At 37.7% G+C, this 19,253-nt stretch carries 15 protein-coding genes; 3 read left to right on the top strand and 12 right to left on the bottom strand.

Going from position 1 to position 19,253, the window contains the following annotated elements; all coding sequences use genetic code 11:
- Window positions 1–135: 135 nt before the first annotated feature.
- Window positions 136–1,014, top strand: a complete 879-nt coding sequence (gene tsf / locus MKL32_RS12725) for a translation elongation factor Ts (RefSeq protein WP_004955180.1) — start codon at window positions 136–138, stop codon at window positions 1,012–1,014.
- Between the two features lie 64 nt (window positions 1,015–1,078).
- On the opposite strand, the gene MKL32_RS12720 is transcribed toward tsf, so the two are convergent.
- The 8 genes from MKL32_RS12720 to gloB form a co-directional block, all read right to left on the bottom strand.
- The gene (locus tag MKL32_RS12720; RefSeq protein ID WP_270900621.1) at window positions 1,079–2,320 is read right to left on the bottom strand and encodes a multifunctional CCA addition/repair protein; all 1,242 of its coding nucleotides are present in this window, start codon (window positions 2,318–2,320) and stop codon (window positions 1,079–1,081) included.
- 94 nt (window positions 2,321–2,414) lie between these two features.
- The gene (locus MKL32_RS12715) at window positions 2,415–4,685 is read right to left on the bottom strand and encodes an NADP-dependent malic enzyme (RefSeq protein ID WP_005402331.1); all 2,271 of its coding nucleotides are present in this window, start codon (window positions 4,683–4,685) and stop codon (window positions 2,415–2,417) included.
- Between the two features lie 189 nt (window positions 4,686–4,874).
- Window positions 4,875–7,751: a bifunctional diguanylate cyclase/phosphodiesterase gene (locus MKL32_RS12710; protein ID WP_233738463.1), complete on the bottom strand. Its 2,877-nt coding sequence runs from the start codon at window positions 7,749–7,751 to the stop codon at window positions 4,875–4,877.
- A gap of 116 nt (window positions 7,752–7,867) precedes the next feature.
- Window positions 7,868–8,587 carry a 16S rRNA (uracil(1498)-N(3))-methyltransferase gene (locus MKL32_RS12705; protein WP_270900620.1) on the bottom strand — a complete coding sequence of 240 codons (720 nt, stop codon included), beginning with the start codon at window positions 8,585–8,587 and terminating at the stop codon, window positions 7,868–7,870.
- Between the two features lie 22 nt (window positions 8,588–8,609).
- Window positions 8,610–9,446 (bottom strand): methylenetetrahydrofolate reductase [NAD(P)H], encoded by an 837-nt coding sequence (metF, locus tag MKL32_RS12700; RefSeq protein ID WP_004912291.1) that lies wholly within the window; start codon window positions 9,444–9,446, stop codon window positions 8,610–8,612.
- Between the two features lie 74 nt (window positions 9,447–9,520).
- Window positions 9,521–10,903, bottom strand: a complete 1,383-nt coding sequence (ahcY, locus tag MKL32_RS12695) for an adenosylhomocysteinase (protein ID WP_004955169.1) — start codon at window positions 10,901–10,903, stop codon at window positions 9,521–9,523.
- Between the two features lie 298 nt (window positions 10,904–11,201).
- Complete coding sequence (locus MKL32_RS12690; protein WP_004676939.1) at window positions 11,202–11,408, bottom strand: hypothetical protein; 207 nt, start codon at window positions 11,406–11,408, stop codon at window positions 11,202–11,204.
- Between the two features lie 296 nt (window positions 11,409–11,704).
- Window positions 11,705–12,436 (bottom strand): hydroxyacylglutathione hydrolase, encoded by a 732-nt coding sequence (gene gloB / locus MKL32_RS12685; protein WP_151738640.1) that lies wholly within the window; start codon window positions 12,434–12,436, stop codon window positions 11,705–11,707.
- Between the two features lie 368 nt (window positions 12,437–12,804).
- On the opposite strand from gloB, the gene MKL32_RS12680 reads away from it, so the two are divergent.
- A complete protein-coding gene (locus MKL32_RS12680) occupies window positions 12,805–13,791 on the top strand; it encodes a hypothetical protein (RefSeq protein WP_233738459.1) in 987 nt (328 codons plus the stop codon).
- Window positions 13,785–14,654 carry a histone deacetylase gene (locus tag MKL32_RS12675; RefSeq protein ID WP_126132578.1) on the top strand — a complete coding sequence of 290 codons (870 nt, stop codon included), beginning with the start codon at window positions 13,785–13,787 and terminating at the stop codon, window positions 14,652–14,654. Before MKL32_RS12680 ends, MKL32_RS12675 begins: the two co-directional genes overlap by 7 nt.
- Before the next feature lie 57 nt (window positions 14,655–14,711).
- On the opposite strand, the gene MKL32_RS12670 is transcribed toward MKL32_RS12675, so the two are convergent.
- From MKL32_RS12670 to purD, 4 genes are all read right to left on the bottom strand, one after another.
- The gene (locus tag MKL32_RS12670; RefSeq protein ID WP_004912277.1) at window positions 14,712–15,407 is read right to left on the bottom strand and encodes a methionine ABC transporter permease; all 696 of its coding nucleotides are present in this window, start codon (window positions 15,405–15,407) and stop codon (window positions 14,712–14,714) included.
- Window positions 15,404–16,429 carry a methionine ABC transporter ATP-binding protein gene (locus tag MKL32_RS12665; protein WP_125318206.1) on the bottom strand — a complete coding sequence of 342 codons (1,026 nt, stop codon included), beginning with the start codon at window positions 16,427–16,429 and terminating at the stop codon, window positions 15,404–15,406. Before MKL32_RS12665 ends, MKL32_RS12670 begins: the two co-directional genes overlap by 4 nt.
- Before the next feature lie 68 nt (window positions 16,430–16,497).
- Window positions 16,498–17,370 carry a MetQ/NlpA family ABC transporter substrate-binding protein gene (locus MKL32_RS12660; protein ID WP_125318205.1) on the bottom strand — a complete coding sequence of 291 codons (873 nt, stop codon included), beginning with the start codon at window positions 17,368–17,370 and terminating at the stop codon, window positions 16,498–16,500.
- 581 nt (window positions 17,371–17,951) lie between these two features.
- The gene (gene purD / locus MKL32_RS12655; RefSeq protein WP_204379142.1) at window positions 17,952–19,238 is read right to left on the bottom strand and encodes a phosphoribosylamine--glycine ligase; all 1,287 of its coding nucleotides are present in this window, start codon (window positions 19,236–19,238) and stop codon (window positions 17,952–17,954) included.
- Window positions 19,239–19,253: the final 15 nt, after the last annotated feature.

Raw genomic sequence — 19,253 nt, 5'->3', positions numbered from 1 at the left:
CGTTTTGACGCAAGCTTGTCATTTTTGCGACATGTAATGGTGGCAAATTAAAGCGTCGAGATTGCAAACGGTCCAGAGTTTCTTTGGGCCGTTTTTGTTGAACAGATTTATTTTCTACCGATTTAGGAGATCAACATGACTGCAATTACTGCAAGCATGGTAAAAGAATTACGTGACCGTACTGGTCTTGCAATGATGGAATGCAAAAAAGCATTAACAGAAGCAAACGGCGACATCGAACTTGCAATTGATAACCTTCGTAAATCAGGTCAAGCAAAAGCAGCTAAAAAAGCTGGTAACATTGCTGCTGATGGTGCGATCACGATCATTCAAAACGGTAACAAAGCGATTCTTGTTGAAGTTAACTGTCAAACTGACTTCGTTGCTAAAGACGACAACTTCAAAAACTTCTCTGACAAAGTTGCTACAGCTGCTCTTGCCGCTGGTGAAACTGATGCAGCAAAAATTGCTGAACTTAAGCTTGAAGACGGGGCTACTGTAGAAGAAGCTCGTGTTGCGCTTGTTCAAAAAATCGGTGAAAACATCCAAGTTCGTCGTGCACAAATCGTTGAAGGCGAAAACTTAGCTGTTTACAAGCACGGTTTAAAAATCGGTGTTGTTGTTTCTTATACAGGTGATGCAGACACTGGTAAAGGTATTGCAATGCACGTTGCTGCGTTCAACCCAGTTGCAGTTAATGCTGAAGCTGTTCCAGCTGACTTAATCGCTAAAGAGAAAGAAATTGCTGAAGCGAAAGCGTTAGAATCTGGCAAGCCAGCAAACATCGTTGAGAAAATGGTAACTGGTTCAGTAGAAAAATACTTGAACGAAGTTGCTCTTGATCGTCAAATGTATGTTATCGACAACGACAAGAAAGTTGCTGATGTATTAAAAGCAACTGGTACAGTTGTAGCTCAATTCGTTCGTTTCGAAGTAGGCGAAGGTATTGAGAAGAAAGCTGAAATGAGCTTTGCTGATGAAGTTGCTGCTGCTCAAGCTGCTGCTGCTCAATAATTTTTATTGAATCAGTAAAATAAAAAAACCCAGTCACTTTTGACTGGGTTTTTTTATGCAAAAATTATGATGCAGATGATGGCTCATCATGCTGTTCTTTAAATTTAGCCAAAGCATCAATGCGATATTGAATCAACATTTCACCTATTTCAACACCTTGAATATCTGGCGGTAAATCTTGAGCACGTATTTTTCTCACAATTTCCATCGCATCTAAGATGTATTGTGCTTGTGGATAGGGGCGATTCTCTAAACCTAAACGACCTTTGGCATCACATTCACATGCCTGTACAAATGCCTGAACCTTCTCAGGTTTGCGTAATACATCTAAACGTTGTAATAAGCGCCATAGCGTGCCAGGTTTAAGGTTTTTGGCTTGGTGACATTTTAAATGTTCTTTACAAACGATAAGCGCCAAGTTCTTGAGCTGTGTAGGAACTTTTAAGCGATCAGAAATATCACCAACAGGTTTTAAACCTCTTTCTTCATGCATAATATGCTTGGGTAATTCCTCAGCAGGTGTGAGCGCCTTCCCTAAATCATGTACAAGTACTGCATAACGAACGTCTAGGGCGTAATTTGCTAAACAAGCCTGTCTTAATGACATTAATGTATGAATACCACAGTCAATTTCTGGGTGGAATTCGGGGCGTTGTGGGACACCAAATAATGCATCTATCTCAGGAAACAAAACTTTGAGAGCATTACAGTCTTTGAGTGTTTGAAAGTACACATCGGCATGATCTTCCATCAATGCACGAGAAGTTTCTTTCCAAACCCGTTCAGGTGTTAGTGCATCTAATTCACCAGAACTTGCGATTTCGCTCATTAGGTTTAATGTTTCTTCAGCAATCTTAAATCCGTAAGCTGTATAACGTGCAGCAAATCTTGCAACGCGTAAAACACGTAGTGGATCTTCAATAAAAGCATCTGAGACATGACGAAGAATTTTTTGGTTAAGATCATTTTGACCACCATATGGGTCATAAATATTTCCATTTTCATCCATTGCCATTGCATTGATGGTGAGATCACGACGTATTAAGTCTTCTTCTAATTTGACTGTTTTATCGGTATGAAATTGAAATCCATGATATCCCACGCCAGACTTACGTTCTGTACGCGCGAGAGCATATTCTTCTTTTGTTTTTGGATGAAGAAATACAGGGAAGTCTTTACCTACAGGTTGGAATCCATCTGCGAGTAATTGTTCGGGTGTTGCTCCGACCACCACGTAATCTTTTTCGTGATAGGGGCGCCCAAGTAAATGATCTCTGACAGCACCGCCTACTAAATAAACTTGCATAAAAAACCTCTATTCTTCACACAATCATGCAACAGAATAGAGGTTTTCTCAAGCATTAAGCGAAGCTTTTCTCGAAAACCTCTGCTTAAGATAATCAGTTTTGACTTTGTTGAATTTCTGCAACCGTCAATGCTGTCATATTAACTAAACGACGTGTTGTTGCCGTTGGGGTTAAGATATGAACTGGCTTAGCAGCACCTAATAAAATAGGACCAATAGTAACGTTGTTACCAGAAGTTGCTTTTAAGAGGTTAAATGAAATATTCGCTGCATCAAGATTAGGCATGATCAAAAGATTTGCTGAACCTTTAAAACGTGAGTTCGGGAATGCAAAATGACGAATATTGTCGTCTAATGCTGCATCACCATGCATTTCACCTTCAACCTCAAGCTCAGGAGCTTGTTCTGAAAGTAAACGGAAGACTTCACGCATCTTTTGAGCACTTGGGTCAAACTGATCACTACCAAAACTAGAGTGAGAAAGCAGAGCAACACGAGGTGTCATACCAAAGCGACGAACTTCTTCAGCAGCTAAAATTGTCATTTCAGCAAGCTGTTCAGCAGTAGGGTTAGTATTTACATAGGTGTCTGCAATAAATAAGTTGCGATCTTCAAGCATCAGCGCATTTAAAGTAAAGAATGTACTGCGACCTTCTTTTAGTCCAATGACATTTTTAACGAAATCTAAATGGATATCGTAGCTTGAATAAGTACCACACAACATACCATCAGCTTTGCCAAACTTCACCATCAATGCTGCGATTAGTGTTGAGCGACGACGTGCTTCACGCTGAGCATACTCAACTGTTACACCTTTGCGCTGCATCGTTTGATAATAGTCTTTCCAGAACTCTTCATATAAAGGGTTTTGTTCTTGATCTGCGATTTCAATGTTTACGCCATGTTGTAAGCGTAAGCCTAATTTCTTGATATTCGCTTCGATCACAGTTGTACGACCAATCAGGATTGGTTTAGCAAGACCTTCATCAACAACGATTTGTACTGCACGTAATACGCGTTCGTCTTCACCTTCAGCATAAGCAATGCGTTTAGGATCAGATTTAGCTTGAGAGAAAATAGGCTTCATCAAGAATGCTGAGTTGTATACAAACTCAGAAAGACGTTGTCGGTAAGCTGAGAAATCTTCGATAGGACGAGTCGCTACACCTGAATCCATCGCTGCTTTAGCTACCGCTGGCGCAATTTCAAGAATCAAGCGTTGATCAAGTGGGCGAGGAATTAAATAATTACGACCAAAAGATGCTGATTTCTCACCATACGTTGCAGCATCCGCTTCAACATGAGCCATGCGAGCGATTGCATGTACACATGCGATCTTCATTTCCTCATTAATTGTAGTTGCACCGACGTCTAGTGCACCACGGAAGATATATGGGAAACAAAGCGCGTTGTTTACTTGGTTAGGATAGTCTGAACGACCAGTTGCCATAATGACATCAGGGCGAACTTCATGTGCGTGTTCAGGCAAAATTTCCGGATCTGGGTTAGCTAATGCAAAGATAATTGGGTTTTCAGCCATTTCTTTAACCATTTCTTTGGTTAAAATGCCAGCTGCTGAAAGACCTAAGAACATGTCAGCGCCAGCCATTACTTCATGTAATTGCGTTGCTTGAATGTCTTGTACATAACGTTTCTTTGATTCATCTAGACCATCACGTGAAGTTGTAAGCAAACCACGAGAGTCAGCTACGGTGATATTTTGTTTATTTACACCGAGTGCACACAATAAATCTAAACAAGAGATGGCAGCTGCACCCGCACCTGAAGCGACAATTTTAATATCTTCGATTTTTTTATTTACGATTTGCAATGCATTTAGAAGTGCAGAACCAACAATAATACTTGTACCGTGTTGGTCATCATGGAACACAGGAATTTTCATGCGTTCGCGTAATTTTTTCTCGATATAGAAACATTCAGGTGCTTTGATATCTTCTAGATTGATACCACCAAATGTTGGTTCAAGAGATGCCACGATATCGACGATTTTATCTGGATCATTTTCAGCGATTTCGATGTCGAAAACATCAACGCCAGCAAACTTCTTGAATAAAACGCCTTTACCTTCCATTACAGGTTTAGAGGCAAGAGGACCAATATTACCCAAACCAAGCACGGCGGTACCATTACTCACGACTGCGACTAGGTTTCCGCGAGCTGTGTATTTCGCAGCAGCAGAAGGGTCACGTTCGATTTCCAAACATGGAGCAGCAACACCAGGAGAATATGCAAGCGCTAAATCTCGTTGGTTAACGAGCTGCTTGCTAGGTGTCACACTGATTTTTCCTGGGGTTGGAAATTCATGGTAATACAAAGCGGCTTGTTTTAAAGATTGATCGTCCATCTGAGTCTCGATTGTTCCGATAATAATCAGGATATATGTCTGATTATTATATTAAGATAAGTGCACAAGAATATAGCACTAGTTCACGCATTCGCCCAGTCAAAATAGCTTATTTTCACTGAACGTATGTGCTTATTGACAATTTATTTTTTGATCAAAATAAACATTCAAAAAGCTCAAATTGTAACGTTATATGGAATATCTCGCGGTTGACATTCTCATGTGTTGTTGCAAGTAGTCTGTAGCATCCGAAGCAGTTAAAGGTTTCGCAAATAAGTAACCCTGTAATATGTCACAATTTTGTCGCTTCAAGTAGTCACGTTGCTGTTCAGTTTCTACACCTTCAGCAACAACTTTTAAGCCAATGGTTTTACCCATGGCAATCATGGCATTAACTATCGCATCTTGCTTTGGATCACCAATTTTTGAAATGAATGCACGGTCAATTTTTAAAATGTCAATTGGATATTCGGTTAGGTAGGCGAGTGAAGAATAACCAGTCCCGAAGTCATCTAATGCAATTGAAATATTGCGTTCTTTGAGTGCACAAAGCACCATTTTTACGTTTTCAGTATTTTCTAAAAACGCAGATTCAGTGATTTCTAATTCAAGATTTTCCCCACCAATTGAGTATTGATCTAACACAGCATCAATATCTTGAAGCAATTGTCCCCGCAAGATTTGTTGAGCAACAATGTTCACAGCAACGTGTATGTGGACAAAGCCAAGTTTTTGCCAAACTTGAAGTTGACGAGCTGCCTCATAAAGTACAAAACGACCAATATCAGAAATTAGACTTGTACTTTCAGCAAGTGGAATAAAGATGTCAGGCATGATTAAGCCTTTTGTTGGATGCTTCCAACGAATCAGAGCTTCAAAACCTGTAATATTGGAATTTTGAGTATTTATCTTTGGTTGGTAATACACCACAAGTTCTTTATTTTGAATTGCTTTTCTTAGATCAAGCTCTAAATCCGTATGCTTAGCCACAAAGTTTGTGCGTTCGCTTGAGTAATAACGGATGGTATTTCCACCTAAACGTTTGGCTTCTGTGAGTGCTTGTTCTGCATGAGTATTTAAATTATCTACTTGGCGTCCATGTTCAGGGTAAATTGCAACACCAATCGAAATACTAACCACATGTTCTTGATCTGCAATGTAGAAAGGTTTGCTAAAGGCTTCCACGATATTATTGCAAATTTGATGAATTGGAGGGTGCAAAGGGGACATTTCATAGATGATTGCAAAATCATCAGCACTTAAATGAGCGACCAATAATGCATCTATATTGCTGATTCGTAGGCGTTGTGCAACTTGTTTTAAAAGCTCATTACCAGCTTGATTACTTAATAATTCATTTAATGCACGGAATCGATCTATATTTAAGCGAATGACGGCTAGATGCTGAATCGATGCTTCATTTACCAAGTATTGATGGAGTTGTTGATGGTAATAAAAGCGATTTGGTAGATCAGTTAAAGTGTCATAATTGGTTAAATATGATAAGCGTTGTTCTTGGTGTTTACGTTCACTTTGATCTGAAACGATACCGATATAATTTAATACTCGATCAGACTCATCTTTAACTGCATTGATATGCATCCAAAGAAAACAAGTTTTTTCAGATAGATAGGTTTCTTGGAACTCTCCTTCATATTCAAATTCTTCATGTAAAGTATCGAGAATAGAGAGATGAAAATTTAAGTGATGTTGTTTAGTCTGTTTTGTGATTTCGAATAAATGTTTATTCAAAATATATTGTTTGTCTAAACCAGTAAGTTGTTCATATTTTGGATTGACTTCAAGATAGTTAAAGTTTTCATCTAGAATAAAAATACCTTCAGATGCTTGTTCAAAGACACTTGCTGCCAATTTTAGTCGATCTTGATCTTTCTTTTCTTGATTAATGTCTCGATGAATACCAACCATTCTAAGTGGTGTACCGTCTTTTGGGTTTCGCTGAATCACCTGACCAACATCATGAATCCAACTCCAATCACCATTCGAACGTTTTATTCTGAAGGTTTCTTCATAACGTTTGGTTTGACCACACAAATGACTATATATCGTATTTTTTACACGTTCAGCATCATCAGGATGAACGATTTTACTCAATAGTTCGTAATGATTCTCTGAATTGCGTGTCACTTCTTTTTGGTGAGAATTTGTTACACCAACCGTATTCTCTTCAAGATTCCATTCCCATGGACGGATTCCAGCAGTTTCATGCGCAAATGCTAAATTTTGACGATGCTCTTCGAGTCGCTCATTCATCTTAGTAAGATCGTATGTCCGTTCACGTACTTTCTGTTCCAATAAATGGTTATTGAATTGCAGTTGTGCCTCGATATCTTTAGATTTATTTACTTCTCGCTGCAATTGTTGGCATAGTTCTTCAGTCCATTGGTTATGTTGTTCTGCAACATCTATCAGTTGCTTATTTTTTTCAAGGACTTGAAAGAAACGTTTATGAATTGTGAACGTTGCATGTGCACATAATAAAGTTGCAACAAAAGAAAAATAATAGGCTACATAAAACAAAGTATGTTCTTGGTCTCTATTTATAATTTGAGAAAGAACAAGAGGGAGAACACTAGGAATAAAAAACAAGAAAAAATAGCGAATATGCTGTGTTAAAAAGGTCAGCGAAATAATGTGTGATGATGTGAGGAGTAGTGCAGTTAATGTGAGAATATGAGAGTGTGAGAGATGGGGAACATCTTTAATAAGCATTTGGCTAATAACCACACTGCCTACACCCAGTAAGCTACCTATACAAAGACAAATCAGTTGAAAAGTCAGATTGGTTTTTTTAGCATGACGAACAGATGTGTAATGTTTAAGCGAGAAGTTGCAGATAATTAAAAAAATACTTAATACAATTAGTGAACTTATCGTCCAAATAGAGAAGATGTTTAAATCAAATGAATAGAAAAAACCAAATAAAAAATAATCGATTAAAATAATGAAGATTACGCTTACAACAAATAGACGTATATGGTTAGGATAATTAATCTGATCCGTATATATAAATTGTGGCAAATTTTTTTCCAGAACCCCTGACATATAAAGAATAATCCTTTTCGTTTTTTATCAGTGTTCACAGTCTTTATTTTTTTGTAAACACTATAGAGTTTTGTTTTAAATTAACGCTAAAGACAACTGAAAGCAAATGAAATGCATCAATTGCTAGCAAAGTGATAATTTAAAATTGATAAAGCCACGACTGGAGCTGTTTCTGTCCTTAGAACACGATCTCCGATACACCAATTTACAAATCCATGTTGATTCGATAGCCCAATTTCTGATTCACTCAGACCACCTTCTGGGCCGATCAATAAAGCGAGTTCTGGTTGTGCATCTAGTAATACATTTTTTTGATCTTTGTTCGGTGCCATTACAAAACGTGATATTGGCAGATCTGTTTGAATCCATTCCTCGATTGAAATTGGAGCCAAAACTTTAGGCACAATATTCATCCCACATTGTTCACAAGCTGCGACTGCAACTGATTGCCAATGGTCTAATTTCTTTTGATCACGGTCGTATTTAAGACGCATTTCACAACGATCACTGGTTAATAATTGAATCTTTGTCACACCAAGTTCAGTTGCTTTTTGAATCGCATAATCCATGCGATCACCTTTGCTCATGACTTGACCCAAAATTACCTTGAATGGTGCAGTTCGATCGATTGCTTCAAAATGATCAACAGATACGAAAGCATTTTTCTTGTTAATTTCAGTTAGCGTTACACGATATTCACCACCTTTTCCATTAAAAAAGATGGCTTGTTCTTGTACTTTCGCACGAAGTACACGAACCCAATGATGAAATACTGACTCAGTTAATTCAATCGTGTTGCCAGTATTTAATTCAGTTTCGATATAAAAACGATTCATGCTTGGGTCGTGCTCGTAGAAATTAGTTTAAACCTAAATCAACAACAAGTTGTCGGGTTGGTTCAGTTTGGTTCATTGAGTAAAAATGTAGCGTAGGTGCTCCACCAGCAATTAAGCGTTCACAAAGGTTAACGATGACTTCGTGACCAAATGCTTTAATGCTTGCGCTGTCATCACCATAAGCTGCAAGTTGCTTGCGAATCCAACGTGGGATTTCTGCACCTGTACCATCCGCAAAACGAATCAAGTTGCTTGCATTTGTGATCGGCATAATACCCGGTGCGATAGGAATATTAATTCCTGATTTCGCTAAGCGTTCGATGAAATAGAAATATGCATCAGGATTAAAGAAGAATTGGGTAATTCCTGCATTTGCGCCAGCTTGTACTTTTTCGACGAAGCGTTGGATGTCTGCATCAAAACTTTCAGCTTGTGGATGCATTTCAGGATACGCTGCAACTTCGATATGGAAATGATCACCTGAATGTTCGCGTATGAATCGAACTAAGTCTTGAGCATACGGAAGTTCACCTAAGCCAACCTGACCAGAAGGCAAGTCACCTCTTAGTGCAACGATGCGGTCAATTCCTTGTGATTTGTAAAGATCAAGAAGTTCAGCAATACGTGCTTTGTCGTCACCAATACATGAAAGGTGAGGTGCAACTGGTGTGCCCTTACCATTAAAATCATTAATCGCTGCCAAAGTGCGTTCACGGGTTGAGCCACCAGCACCATAAGTAATAGAAAAAAACTCAGGGTTGAGAAGTTGTAACTCTTGATGAACAACACGTAATTTTTCTGCACCAGCATCAGTTTTCGGTGGGAAAAACTCGAAAGAAATAGGCACTCGTTTCGTCATTTCAAATCCTTTTATAAATTACTGAGAAGATTTTATAAAAAAGGGCAGTCCGTGAAACGTCTGCCCTAATTGTCTTAGTATTTATAAGCGTCAGATTTGAATGGGCCTTCAACAGGTACACCTAGATAATCAGCTTGAACTTGAGTTAATTGAGTTACTACACCACCAAAGCCTGCAACCATTGCCGCTGCAACTTCTTCGTCTAATTTCTTAGGAAGAACTTCAACACGAATCGCCGCTTGCTTTTGATCAGCTGGTAAATCTGCAAATTTCTCAGCGAAAAGATGCATTTGTGCGAGCACTTGGTTTGCAAAAGAACCATCCATAACGCGTGATGGGTGACCTGTTGCATTTCCAAGGTTCACTAAACGACCTTCAGATAAAAGGATGAGATAGTTATTTTCATCTTCTGAGCGGTACACTTGGTGAACTTGAGGCTTCACTTCAACCCATTTATAACCACGTAAGTATGCCGTGTCGATTTCAGTATCAAAGTGACCGATGTTACATACCACAGCACCAGCTTTTAAGCTGTCTAACATTGCTGAATCACATACGTGGTAGTTACCAGTAGTTGTGACAACAAGGTCAGTATTTGATAACAAGTCTTGATTAATATCTTCTTTCTTGCCAGTTTGAACGCCATTTTTATATGGAGAAACAACCTCGTAACCATCCATACATGCTTGCATTGCACAGATAGGATCTACTTCTGTCACACGAACAATCATGCCTTCTTGACGTAAAGACTGAGCTGAACCTTTACCCACATCGCCATAACCAATCACTAAAGCACGGCGACCAGAAAGTAACATATCAGTTGCACGTTTGATTGCATCATTTAATGAGTGACGGCAACCATATTTATTGTCGTTTTTAGACTTAGTAATCGAGTCATTAACGTTGATTGCAGGAACTTTAAGAGAACCATCTTTCCACATTTCCAACAAACGTTGTACACCTGTTGTGGTCTCTTCAGTAATACCGTGGATGCGCTCTAAAAGAGCAGGGTATTTGTCATGAACAAGTGCAGTCAAGTCACCGCCATCGTCCAAAATCATGTTGGCATCCCAAGGCTTGCCGTTCACATTGATTTGTTGTTCTAAGCACCATACATATTCTTCTTCAGTTTCGCCTTTCCAAGCAAAAACAGGAATACCACGAGCAGCAATTGCAGCAGCAGCATGGTCTTGTGTTGAGAAGATGTTACATGAAGTCCAACGAACTTCAGCACCGAGTTCAATCAAAGTTTCAATAAGAACTGCTGTTTGGATTGTCATATGAATACAACCCAAAATTTTAGCGCCAGCAAGTGGTTTAGCAGCTGCATAACGCTTACGTAAGCCGATCAAAGCTGGCATTTCTGCTTCAGCAAGTTTGATCTCTTTACGACCGTAGTCAGCAAGGGAAATATCAGCAACTTTATAATCTGTAAATGAAGCATTCACCGCGTTCATCAGGATCTCCTAGAAAAAATAGTATTGATCATTCAGTTCGCGGATGCCGTTGTTGGTTAAAACGAATGTTTAACCGATCGTCGAGCCTGGCATGTGATTTATAGTCATAAATCAAATGTCGCAGCATCCCTCGACTAGGACATTATAATACTTGGAAAACTGTTTTGTTCCAATGTTATTTTTTCGAGAGATGGTTATAAAGTGAGAGATTGAAATTAAAAAAGCAAAGTTTGATTAGTTCTCTTTTATGCTTTAGGGCTTCATGTCCGTTTGAAACCCTAAATAATTAGCATGAACATTATGCTTTTAAATGGTCTTCAAATTCTTCACCGAGTTGCATTGCTAAAGCATTTCCTGATAAGTCACCTGTAACCAAGCCGTATTCTTTTTTAAAACTGAAAGTGAACCCGCGATTGTCTGCTAAATTTTTCACCGAATAACCTAATTTTTCTAACCAAATACGGAAAGCCAATAAATTTTTTGCTTTAACAACTCTGTTTTTCATAACCAGTACTCCTTGTGAATCATTATTCATTAATAGTGGTTGATGAATTTTTTTAAAGGGGGATTGCATATATTTATTTTTCTAGATGTAAATAATGTAAAACTAGAGTAAATTTTTAATACTAATTTTCGAGAATTAAAAAAATAAATAATTGTATTATATTGAAAAAATAAAATATTTAAGTGATATTTGATAAGCTGAAAAGCAATAAATCTTGGAAAATATATGTAAAAAATAATTTCATTTTCCACAATATGGCTAGGTTGGAAAATGAAATTATTGATTAACCTAAAATTTTAAAATTGATCTTTCAGACTACGAATGCGGGCAAACTCTTCAGCATTTTCTGTGCGTAAAAATGGATTAGTTTCTAGCTCAAGTTCTATCGTAGAGGGTAGAGTGATTTGATCTGATTCTCTTAGCATTTTTACTTGCTCGAAACGTTCTTGAAGAGCAATATTATGAGGTTCTATGGTTAACGCAAATTCAGCATTCGAAAGTGTATATTCATGAGTACAATATACTTTTGTCTGAATAGGTAAAGCTGCCAATCTATTCAATGAATGATACATTTGCTCAGCAGTACCTTCAAATAAGCGACCGCATCCCATTGCAAACAAAGTATCTCCACAAAACAAAGAATCTATTTCTTCAATAAAATAAGTGATATGACCTAAAGTATGTCCAGGAGTTGCAATCACTTCAATTTTTAAATCATTAAAGAAAAAATGATAATCATGCTGTAAAGGGTTTGAAAGGTAGGGAATTTTGCTGAGTTCATCACGCGGACCATAAACCAATATGTTTTGCTCAGCCAACAAGCCTTCTACGCCATTTGTATGGTCTGGATGCCAATGCGTCAGCCAAATTTGTTTAAGGTGTAATTGATGTGTTTCACAAAAATCCGTGACTAGTTTAGCTTCTGTTGGATCTACAACAATCACTTCATTTGTACGTGTATCTTCTAACAACCAAATGTAATTTTTTAGGTTGTTTTTAACATCGATAACGTGGATTTTGTATTGCATAAACCATCCCTAAACAGTTATTAAAATAACTTTTGTAGATCAATCAGAAAATCATTACTTAACAGTGTAAGTCCAAATTGTGACAAGTGCAAAAGCATGAACATCTTATCAAGTGAGTTATTGACCTTTCACGTCATTATATGACCTATCTAATCTAGGGTTGTATTTAAGGTTGACAAGTGTAGTAAATTGCATGAATATGAGATCAGAAGTCTTTATAAGATCATGATTTTTATGGGGCTTTGACAAAGAGCGGAAACTCGATATTTGAATAATAAACTCGAGCTAATCTATCTAAATAAATAATTATGAATATATGAAAGGGATGAAGTGGTGTTTGTGGGATATAAGAAGAATGAGGGGGTACTATGTCTGAATTAGTTGATCATGAAGTTGTCACTATTTTTAAAAAATATTTGCATCCCTTATCAGCAAAACTCACTGAAATGTTGAATGAACATTTCAGCCATCAAACTGAAAGACGGGGATGTGGTTATACACAAGCCACACGGGTAATAGCGGAGTTTGTTTCACAACCACGTGATTTAATTGGCTTTCAAGACTTACGCATTTTTGATGACTACGATACCAAAGCACTAAGAAATATTTTAAATCAATCTTCGTCATATGGTTTAGAGTTATCTACATGGCGCAATTTGGATCAAAATCCACAGGTGATTGAGTCTTTAACTCGTTTGAATCCCAAAGAAACATTTACCCAAAACCTACAACAAGAATATGATTTTCAATCGAAATTAAGAACACTACATCAATATGCAGAGTTAGAAGAAAGTATACTGATATGTCAGTTGCTGGCAGATATTATTCTTCCACAAGATTCAACAGTCTTAGATATGATTGAATGTCTTGCGCTGACCGAGAAGCCTAAAGTAGGTTCCTGTCCTATGGCAGAGAAGTTTTTTTTAAGAATTGCACATCATCGACTTCTTAGACAAGGCGAGATAAATATTTTTGTAGATGAACATGATCAACCGATAATGATGGAAAAAATGAATATGGGTGATAATCATTCCTGTATCAGTTTAGTTCCTTTGATCATGAATGGTGTGCGGTTACCAGCAGGGAGTCTGTTTTCTGCGCAATATGAGATAGAGAACTTAGAAAAATCAAATAATAAACAATATAAAGGTTATGTGATTCCGATTTCTCAGATGAATGGTTTTTGGTTTTTAAGACTGACGACATTAGCTGTATCTCCTCAAAATCGAGCGCGTGCTTTTGGTTATCATTTCAAGCAACAAGTCGATAATGGGCTATTTAGACCTGATTCAACTGAATTGAGTCAATTGATGGAAATTGCTCGAGATCAGTTATGCGTAGAGCATCCATGCTAAAAGCTTGTTATTCAACTCGATATTACGCAAAGACACATACCAACAGTATGGAGAAGCTTTCAGCTGTGGCGGAGGTCTTGCACCAGCAACAAATGGTAGAGTTTGTTGATCCTGGAATAATAGATGTTCAGATTTTAAAAAAGTTACACAACCCTCAGTTTGTTGACGCCTTTGTAACAGGTGAAAGTTCTTTCGCAACTATCCAAGGATTTAAACCGTGGAATGAACAATTACGTGATGCAATTTTGTCAGTACAAGCAGGACAGTTGGTTGCTGCTGAGATCGCTTTTAAAGAGGGTGTGGCAGCCAATATTGCCCAAGGTTTTCATCATGCTAGTTATGAGTCGGGTGCTGCATATTGTACTTTTAATGGCCTAGCATTGGTGGCAAAACAATATCCAGAAAAGCGCATTTTTATTTTGGATTGTGACCAACACGGTGGTGATGGTACTGCCATTTTTACTAACCGCCTGAGTAATCTTGTGAATTTTGGAATTTTTGGGATTCGATTCGGTTGTAAAGCTGGTGAGCGTAGTCTGACGCGGTATATTCATCCAAAAAATGGAAATTTTGATTTATATCGAGAAGCCGTATTTGAGGCATTTCAATACGCTTCTCGTTGGGAAGCAGACTTAATTATTTATCAAGCAGGGATGGATTGCCATCAGCATGATAAGTATGGGTCTAAATGGTTTACGACAGAATTGTTATATGCTCGAGACTATTTGGTTTTTGATATGGCAAAAAAAATGAAAATTCCAATTTTGTTTGTTTTAGCTGGTGGATATCAACAATTAGAGGATTTGGTACCATTACATGTAAATACCTTCAAAGCTGCAAATGAGATTTACTATTCTATGTAAATAAAAACTCTCAAAATAAACAAAGATCATTTTGAGAGTTTTTTTTGATGTTTTAACTTATCGAAGTTTAGCTAACCAGTCACCAAAAGATTGAACGAATTGAACTAAAAGCAATAGCACGATCACGGTTAAGATGACCACACTAGTATCAAAGCGTTGATAACCGTATGAAATCGCTAAATCACCAATACCGCCTGCACCAACTGCACCAGCCATCGCCGTTGCGCCAATTAAAGAAATTGTGCCAGTGGTTAAGTTTAGGATAAGAGAGCTACGTGCTTCAGGAATGATAAACTTGAAAATAATTTGCCAAGGCGAAGCTCCCATTGCTTGTGCAGATTCAACAATCCCTTCATTAACTTCAAGTAAAGATGTTTCGATGAGACGACCTAAATATGGTCCTACATAAATCGTTAGAGGCACAATCGCAGCCCATGTCCCAATTGATGTACCGACTAACAGTTTAGTCAAAGGGATAACAGCAATCAGTAATATAATAAAGGGCAAAGAGCGGAGTGCGTTTACGATGGGGTTTATGGCATAGTAAATTGCTTTATTCTGTAAAATACCACCTGTACGCGTAACAACTAAAGTTATGCCTTGAATGAATCCCCAAATGCAGCCGAACAATAAGGCGAAGAAAACCATTTGAAATGTTTCTTGCAATGCTGTAACAAACTGGTCGATTGTTAAAGCACTTTTCCAAAAAGGAGCTGTCACTTCAGTGAGCCACTGTACAATTAAATCTCTCATTGACTGACTCCTGATTGCTCAACTTTTACACCTTGACCCTCAAGAAATTTGATTGCTTCCTGAATGATGAGTTGATCGCCCAAAAGTTGAATAAACATTTGTCCGATTACAGTGCCATTAATTTCAGTCATGTTTGCAAAAAGAATATTTAAGCTGATATCGAATTTTTTAATGACGGCTTGAATAACAGTTTCTTGGGCTGACGTCCCGAGAAATTGCAAGCTATAGATACTATTGTGATTTTGGTGTTCTAAATTATCTAAAATATTAATCGGCAATTGCTGTTGTAAAACAGTTTGAATAAAGGTTTTGGTTGTTGGATGTTGAGGCTGACTGAAAATATCTAAAGTTGGACCAGTTTCAATCACTTTGCCCGCTTCCATGACCGCAACATAATCGCAAACAGATTCAATTACATCCATTTCATGGGTCACCATAACAATCGTAATATTCTGCTCTTTATTAATCTTCTTTAATAATGCTAATACTGATTTTGTGGTTTGTGGATCTAGAGCGGAAGTTGCCTCATCACAAAGCAGGATTTTAGGATGATTGGCAAGTGCACGTGCAATACCCACGCGTTGCTTTTGACCGCCAGACAACTCATCTGGATATGCATCTTTCTTATGTTTTAGGTCAATAAAGTCTAACAGCTCATTCAAACGCTTTTCACGTTCAACTTTGCTATGACCCAGTAATTTTAGTGGCATCTCGATATTTTCAGATACCGTCTTGGTCTGTAATAAATTGAAATGCTGGAAGATCATGCCAATATTTGCACGTTCTTGACGAAGGCTACGGGCATCTAAAGCCGTAAAATCAGTCTGATTGATAATGACTTGACCTTGAGTAGGGCGTTCAAGCAGATTAATCAAACGTATTAGCGTACTTTTCCCCGCACCACTATACCCAATAATGCCAAATATACTGCCTTCTGGAATTTCTAAATTAATTTGATCCAGAGCGTTGATCGTTTGACCTTTTAGCTGGTAATACTTTGAAATATTTTTAAATTGGATCATATCGTCAATACTAAGCAAAAATGAAAAAAACAGGCAAAGTGATTTGCCTGTTTCCTATACAGATTATATTACGAATTTGTTTCTGTGAGATAACTAACAGGTTTATTCACGTCAACTTTCGTACCAGCAAAATGTTCTTGAACATATTTTTTCACCGCTTCAGTGTGATAAAGAGTACCAAGCTTTTGTAATACAGGATCATTTTTTCTTGAATCAGCTGCAGCTAAAATGTTGACATTCAGCTTCGTGCTTTGGTCAATTGGTTCATAAAAGATAGAATCTTTTAGAACATTTAAGCCGCCTTCCATTGCAAGGGTATTCCCCAATACAATCGCATCAACTTCATCTTTAACACGTACAGCAGTTGCCATTTGAATTGGTTTAATATCGAGTTTTTTCGTATTTTCGATAATATCGCTTGGTGTGCCTTTTGCTGGATCAAAGTCAGCTTTTAATTTGATCAAACCAGCACTTTGTAATAACAATAACGCACGAGCTTCGTTTGCTGCATCGTTTGGAATCGCGATAGAAGCACCTTCAGCAAACTCTTCGACCTTTTTGACTTTGCTTGAGTAGATGCCCATAGGCTCTAAGTACGTCGTTGAAACTGGTGCAATCTTATCTTGATTTGAAGCATTGAAAGCAACAAGGTAAGCATATGATTGGAATGCATTCACATCAACTTCTTTATTTGCTACAGCTGTATTCATAGCTACATAGTCTGTAAAGTTTTTCACTTCAAGCTTGATACCAGCAGCTTTAGTTTCTGGCAAGGTCGCAATAAAACGCCAAATATCAGCATCTGAACCTGTTGATGCCATTACAACGGTTTGTAATCCACCCGCTTCATTTTTTTGTTCTGCTTTGGTGTCAGGTTGTTTACTGCACGCTGCAAGTAATAACACAGACACACTTAAAAAAAGACTAATTAGCTTTTTCATGTGTAAATCCTAATCGGAATAATGCTTAGTAAATAATCCGCTAATGCATTACTTAAGAGCTATAGGGTTCTTGTTACAAAGAGGTGAGTCGGTTCAAAATTTAGTGTTATGAACAGGCGACTGATCGAATTATTTGCAACAACAGAAAATTAAGAACGTTGATCTTAAGAATTTGACTTAAGCACATTAGTTCAATAATTTTCATATCAAATCGAGATTAGCTGATACTTTTCGAGTTAAATTTCATATTCTTATTCATATATAAAAAAATATGCATATAACTAAAAGTACTCGCCGAAAATTTTGGCAATCATAACAATAATTTGGGTTCTGTTATAGTGTTCTATTTTCTACTTATGGGTATAAATATATGATTATTAGAAAAATAGTTTAATTTTGGTAAAAGTAAATAAATGATACTTTTATAGTTTTTTCTAATGGTGGAAATGTCAGATTTTATTGAATTAGTGATATATATTTTTCTGAATTTAATATTTAAATAATGAATAAGGAAATGGTTTTTATGCTCATTAAAGAATAAAAAAGCCTTCCGAAGAAGGCTTTTGTTAATTAACCAAAGCTTATTCTGCTTTTTCACGTGCAATTGCGCGATAACCAATATCACTACGATACTGCATACCTGTAAATGTCACTTGACCACATACTTCTAGTGCATTGATTTGAGCTTCTAGAACGGTGTCTCCAAGCGCAGTCACGCAAAGCACGCGACCGCCTGCAGTAATCACATGACCATCTTCAGTCGTTGCAGTACCTGCATGGAAAATTTTTGTATCTTCTGGAGATTGACCAATACCTGATATCACATCACCTTTGCGTACAGTTTCAGGATATCCTTCAGCTGCAATTACAATGCCGATTGATTTGCGATCATCCCATTCGGCTTCACTTGGCAAGTTACCAGCAATACCAGCTTCTACTAAATCAACTAAAGATGATTTTAAACGCATCATGATTGGTTGAGTTTCAGGATCACCAAAACGACAGTTAAACTCGATCACGCGTGGTTGACCTTGTTCATCAATCATTAAACCAGCATACAAGAAACCAGTATAAACATGACCATCTGCTGCCATACCATCAACAGTAGGACGCATAACTTCGTTCATTACGCGTTCAAATACTTCCGGTGTAACAACTGGAGCAGGAGAGTACGCACCCATACCACCTGTATTTGGACCTTGGTCACCTTCAAAAATACGCTTATGGTCTTGTGAAGTTGCCATCGGTAAAATGTTTTTACCGTCGATCATGCAAATGAAGCTTGCTTCTTCACCTTCGAGGAATTGCTCAATCACAACACGTGATCCAGCATCACCGAATTTGTTGCCTGCTAACATATCATCAATTGCATCAAAAGCTTCTTGGTTAGTCATCGCAACGATAACGCCTTTACCTGCGGCTAAACCATCAGCTTTAATTACAATAGGGGCACCATTCTGCTCGACATAAGCCTTAGCAGCATCCACTTCAGTAAATACATCATAAAAAGCAGTGGGAATGTTATGACGTTTTAAGAAATGTTTAGCGAATGCTTTTGAACCTTCAAGCTGAGCTGCGTATTGAGTTGGACCCCAAATTTTTAGACCAGCTTCGCGTGCTGCATCCACAACACCATTTACTAATGGAGCTTCAGGTCCTACGATCACTAAAGCAACATCATTTGCTTTGGCAAAAGCGATAATTGCTGGATTATCTAGAATATCAAGTTCAACGTTTTCACATTTGTCTTCAGTTGCAGTACCAGCATTGCCTGGCGCAACAAAAACTTTAGTCACTTGTGCATCTTGTGCGATTTTCCATGCAAGTGCATGTTCACGGCCACCGCTACCCAAAACTAAAATATTCATTATTAATTTATTTCC

Source organism: Acinetobacter sp. AOR34_HL (assembly GCF_027854795.1).
Lineage (GTDB): Bacteria > Pseudomonadota > Gammaproteobacteria > Pseudomonadales > Moraxellaceae > Acinetobacter > Acinetobacter junii.
This window is presented reverse-complemented; position numbering and strand designations above follow the sequence as displayed.

Excerpts from the sequence above, each read along its gene's own strand:
- tsf (WP_004955180.1), top strand. The coding sequence starts at position 136 with ATGACTGCAATTACTGCAAGCATGGTAAAAGAATTACGTGACCGTACT.
- MKL32_RS12720 (WP_270900621.1), bottom strand. The coding sequence starts at position 2,320 with ATGCAAGTTTATTTAGTAGGCGGTGCTGTCAGAGATCATTTACTTGGG.
- MKL32_RS12715 (WP_005402331.1), bottom strand. The coding sequence starts at position 4,685 with ATGGACGATCAATCTTTAAAACAAGCCGCTTTGTATTACCATGAATTT.
- MKL32_RS12710 (WP_233738463.1), bottom strand. The coding sequence starts at position 7,751 with ATGTCAGGGGTTCTGGAAAAAAATTTGCCACAATTTATATATACGGAT.
- MKL32_RS12705 (WP_270900620.1), bottom strand. The coding sequence starts at position 8,587 with ATGAATCGTTTTTATATCGAAACTGAATTAAATACTGGCAACACGATT.
- metF (WP_004912291.1), bottom strand. The coding sequence starts at position 9,446 with ATGACGAAACGAGTGCCTATTTCTTTCGAGTTTTTCCCACCGAAAACT.
- ahcY (WP_004955169.1), bottom strand. The coding sequence starts at position 10,903 with ATGAACGCGGTGAATGCTTCATTTACAGATTATAAAGTTGCTGATATT.
- MKL32_RS12690 (WP_004676939.1), bottom strand. The coding sequence starts at position 11,408 with ATGAAAAACAGAGTTGTTAAAGCAAAAAATTTATTGGCTTTCCGTATT.
- gloB (WP_151738640.1), bottom strand. The coding sequence starts at position 12,436 with ATGCAATACAAAATCCACGTTATCGATGTTAAAAACAACCTAAAAAAT.
- MKL32_RS12680 (WP_233738459.1), top strand. The coding sequence starts at position 12,805 with ATGTCTGAATTAGTTGATCATGAAGTTGTCACTATTTTTAAAAAATAT.
- MKL32_RS12675 (WP_126132578.1), top strand. The coding sequence starts at position 13,785 with ATGCTAAAAGCTTGTTATTCAACTCGATATTACGCAAAGACACATACC.
- MKL32_RS12670 (WP_004912277.1), bottom strand. The coding sequence starts at position 15,407 with ATGAGAGATTTAATTGTACAGTGGCTCACTGAAGTGACAGCTCCTTTT.
- MKL32_RS12665 (WP_125318206.1), bottom strand. The coding sequence starts at position 16,429 with ATGATCCAATTTAAAAATATTTCAAAGTATTACCAGCTAAAAGGTCAA.
- MKL32_RS12660 (WP_125318205.1), bottom strand. The coding sequence starts at position 17,370 with ATGAAAAAGCTAATTAGTCTTTTTTTAAGTGTGTCTGTGTTATTACTT.
- purD (WP_204379142.1), bottom strand. The coding sequence starts at position 19,238 with ATGAATATTTTAGTTTTGGGTAGCGGTGGCCGTGAACATGCACTTGCA.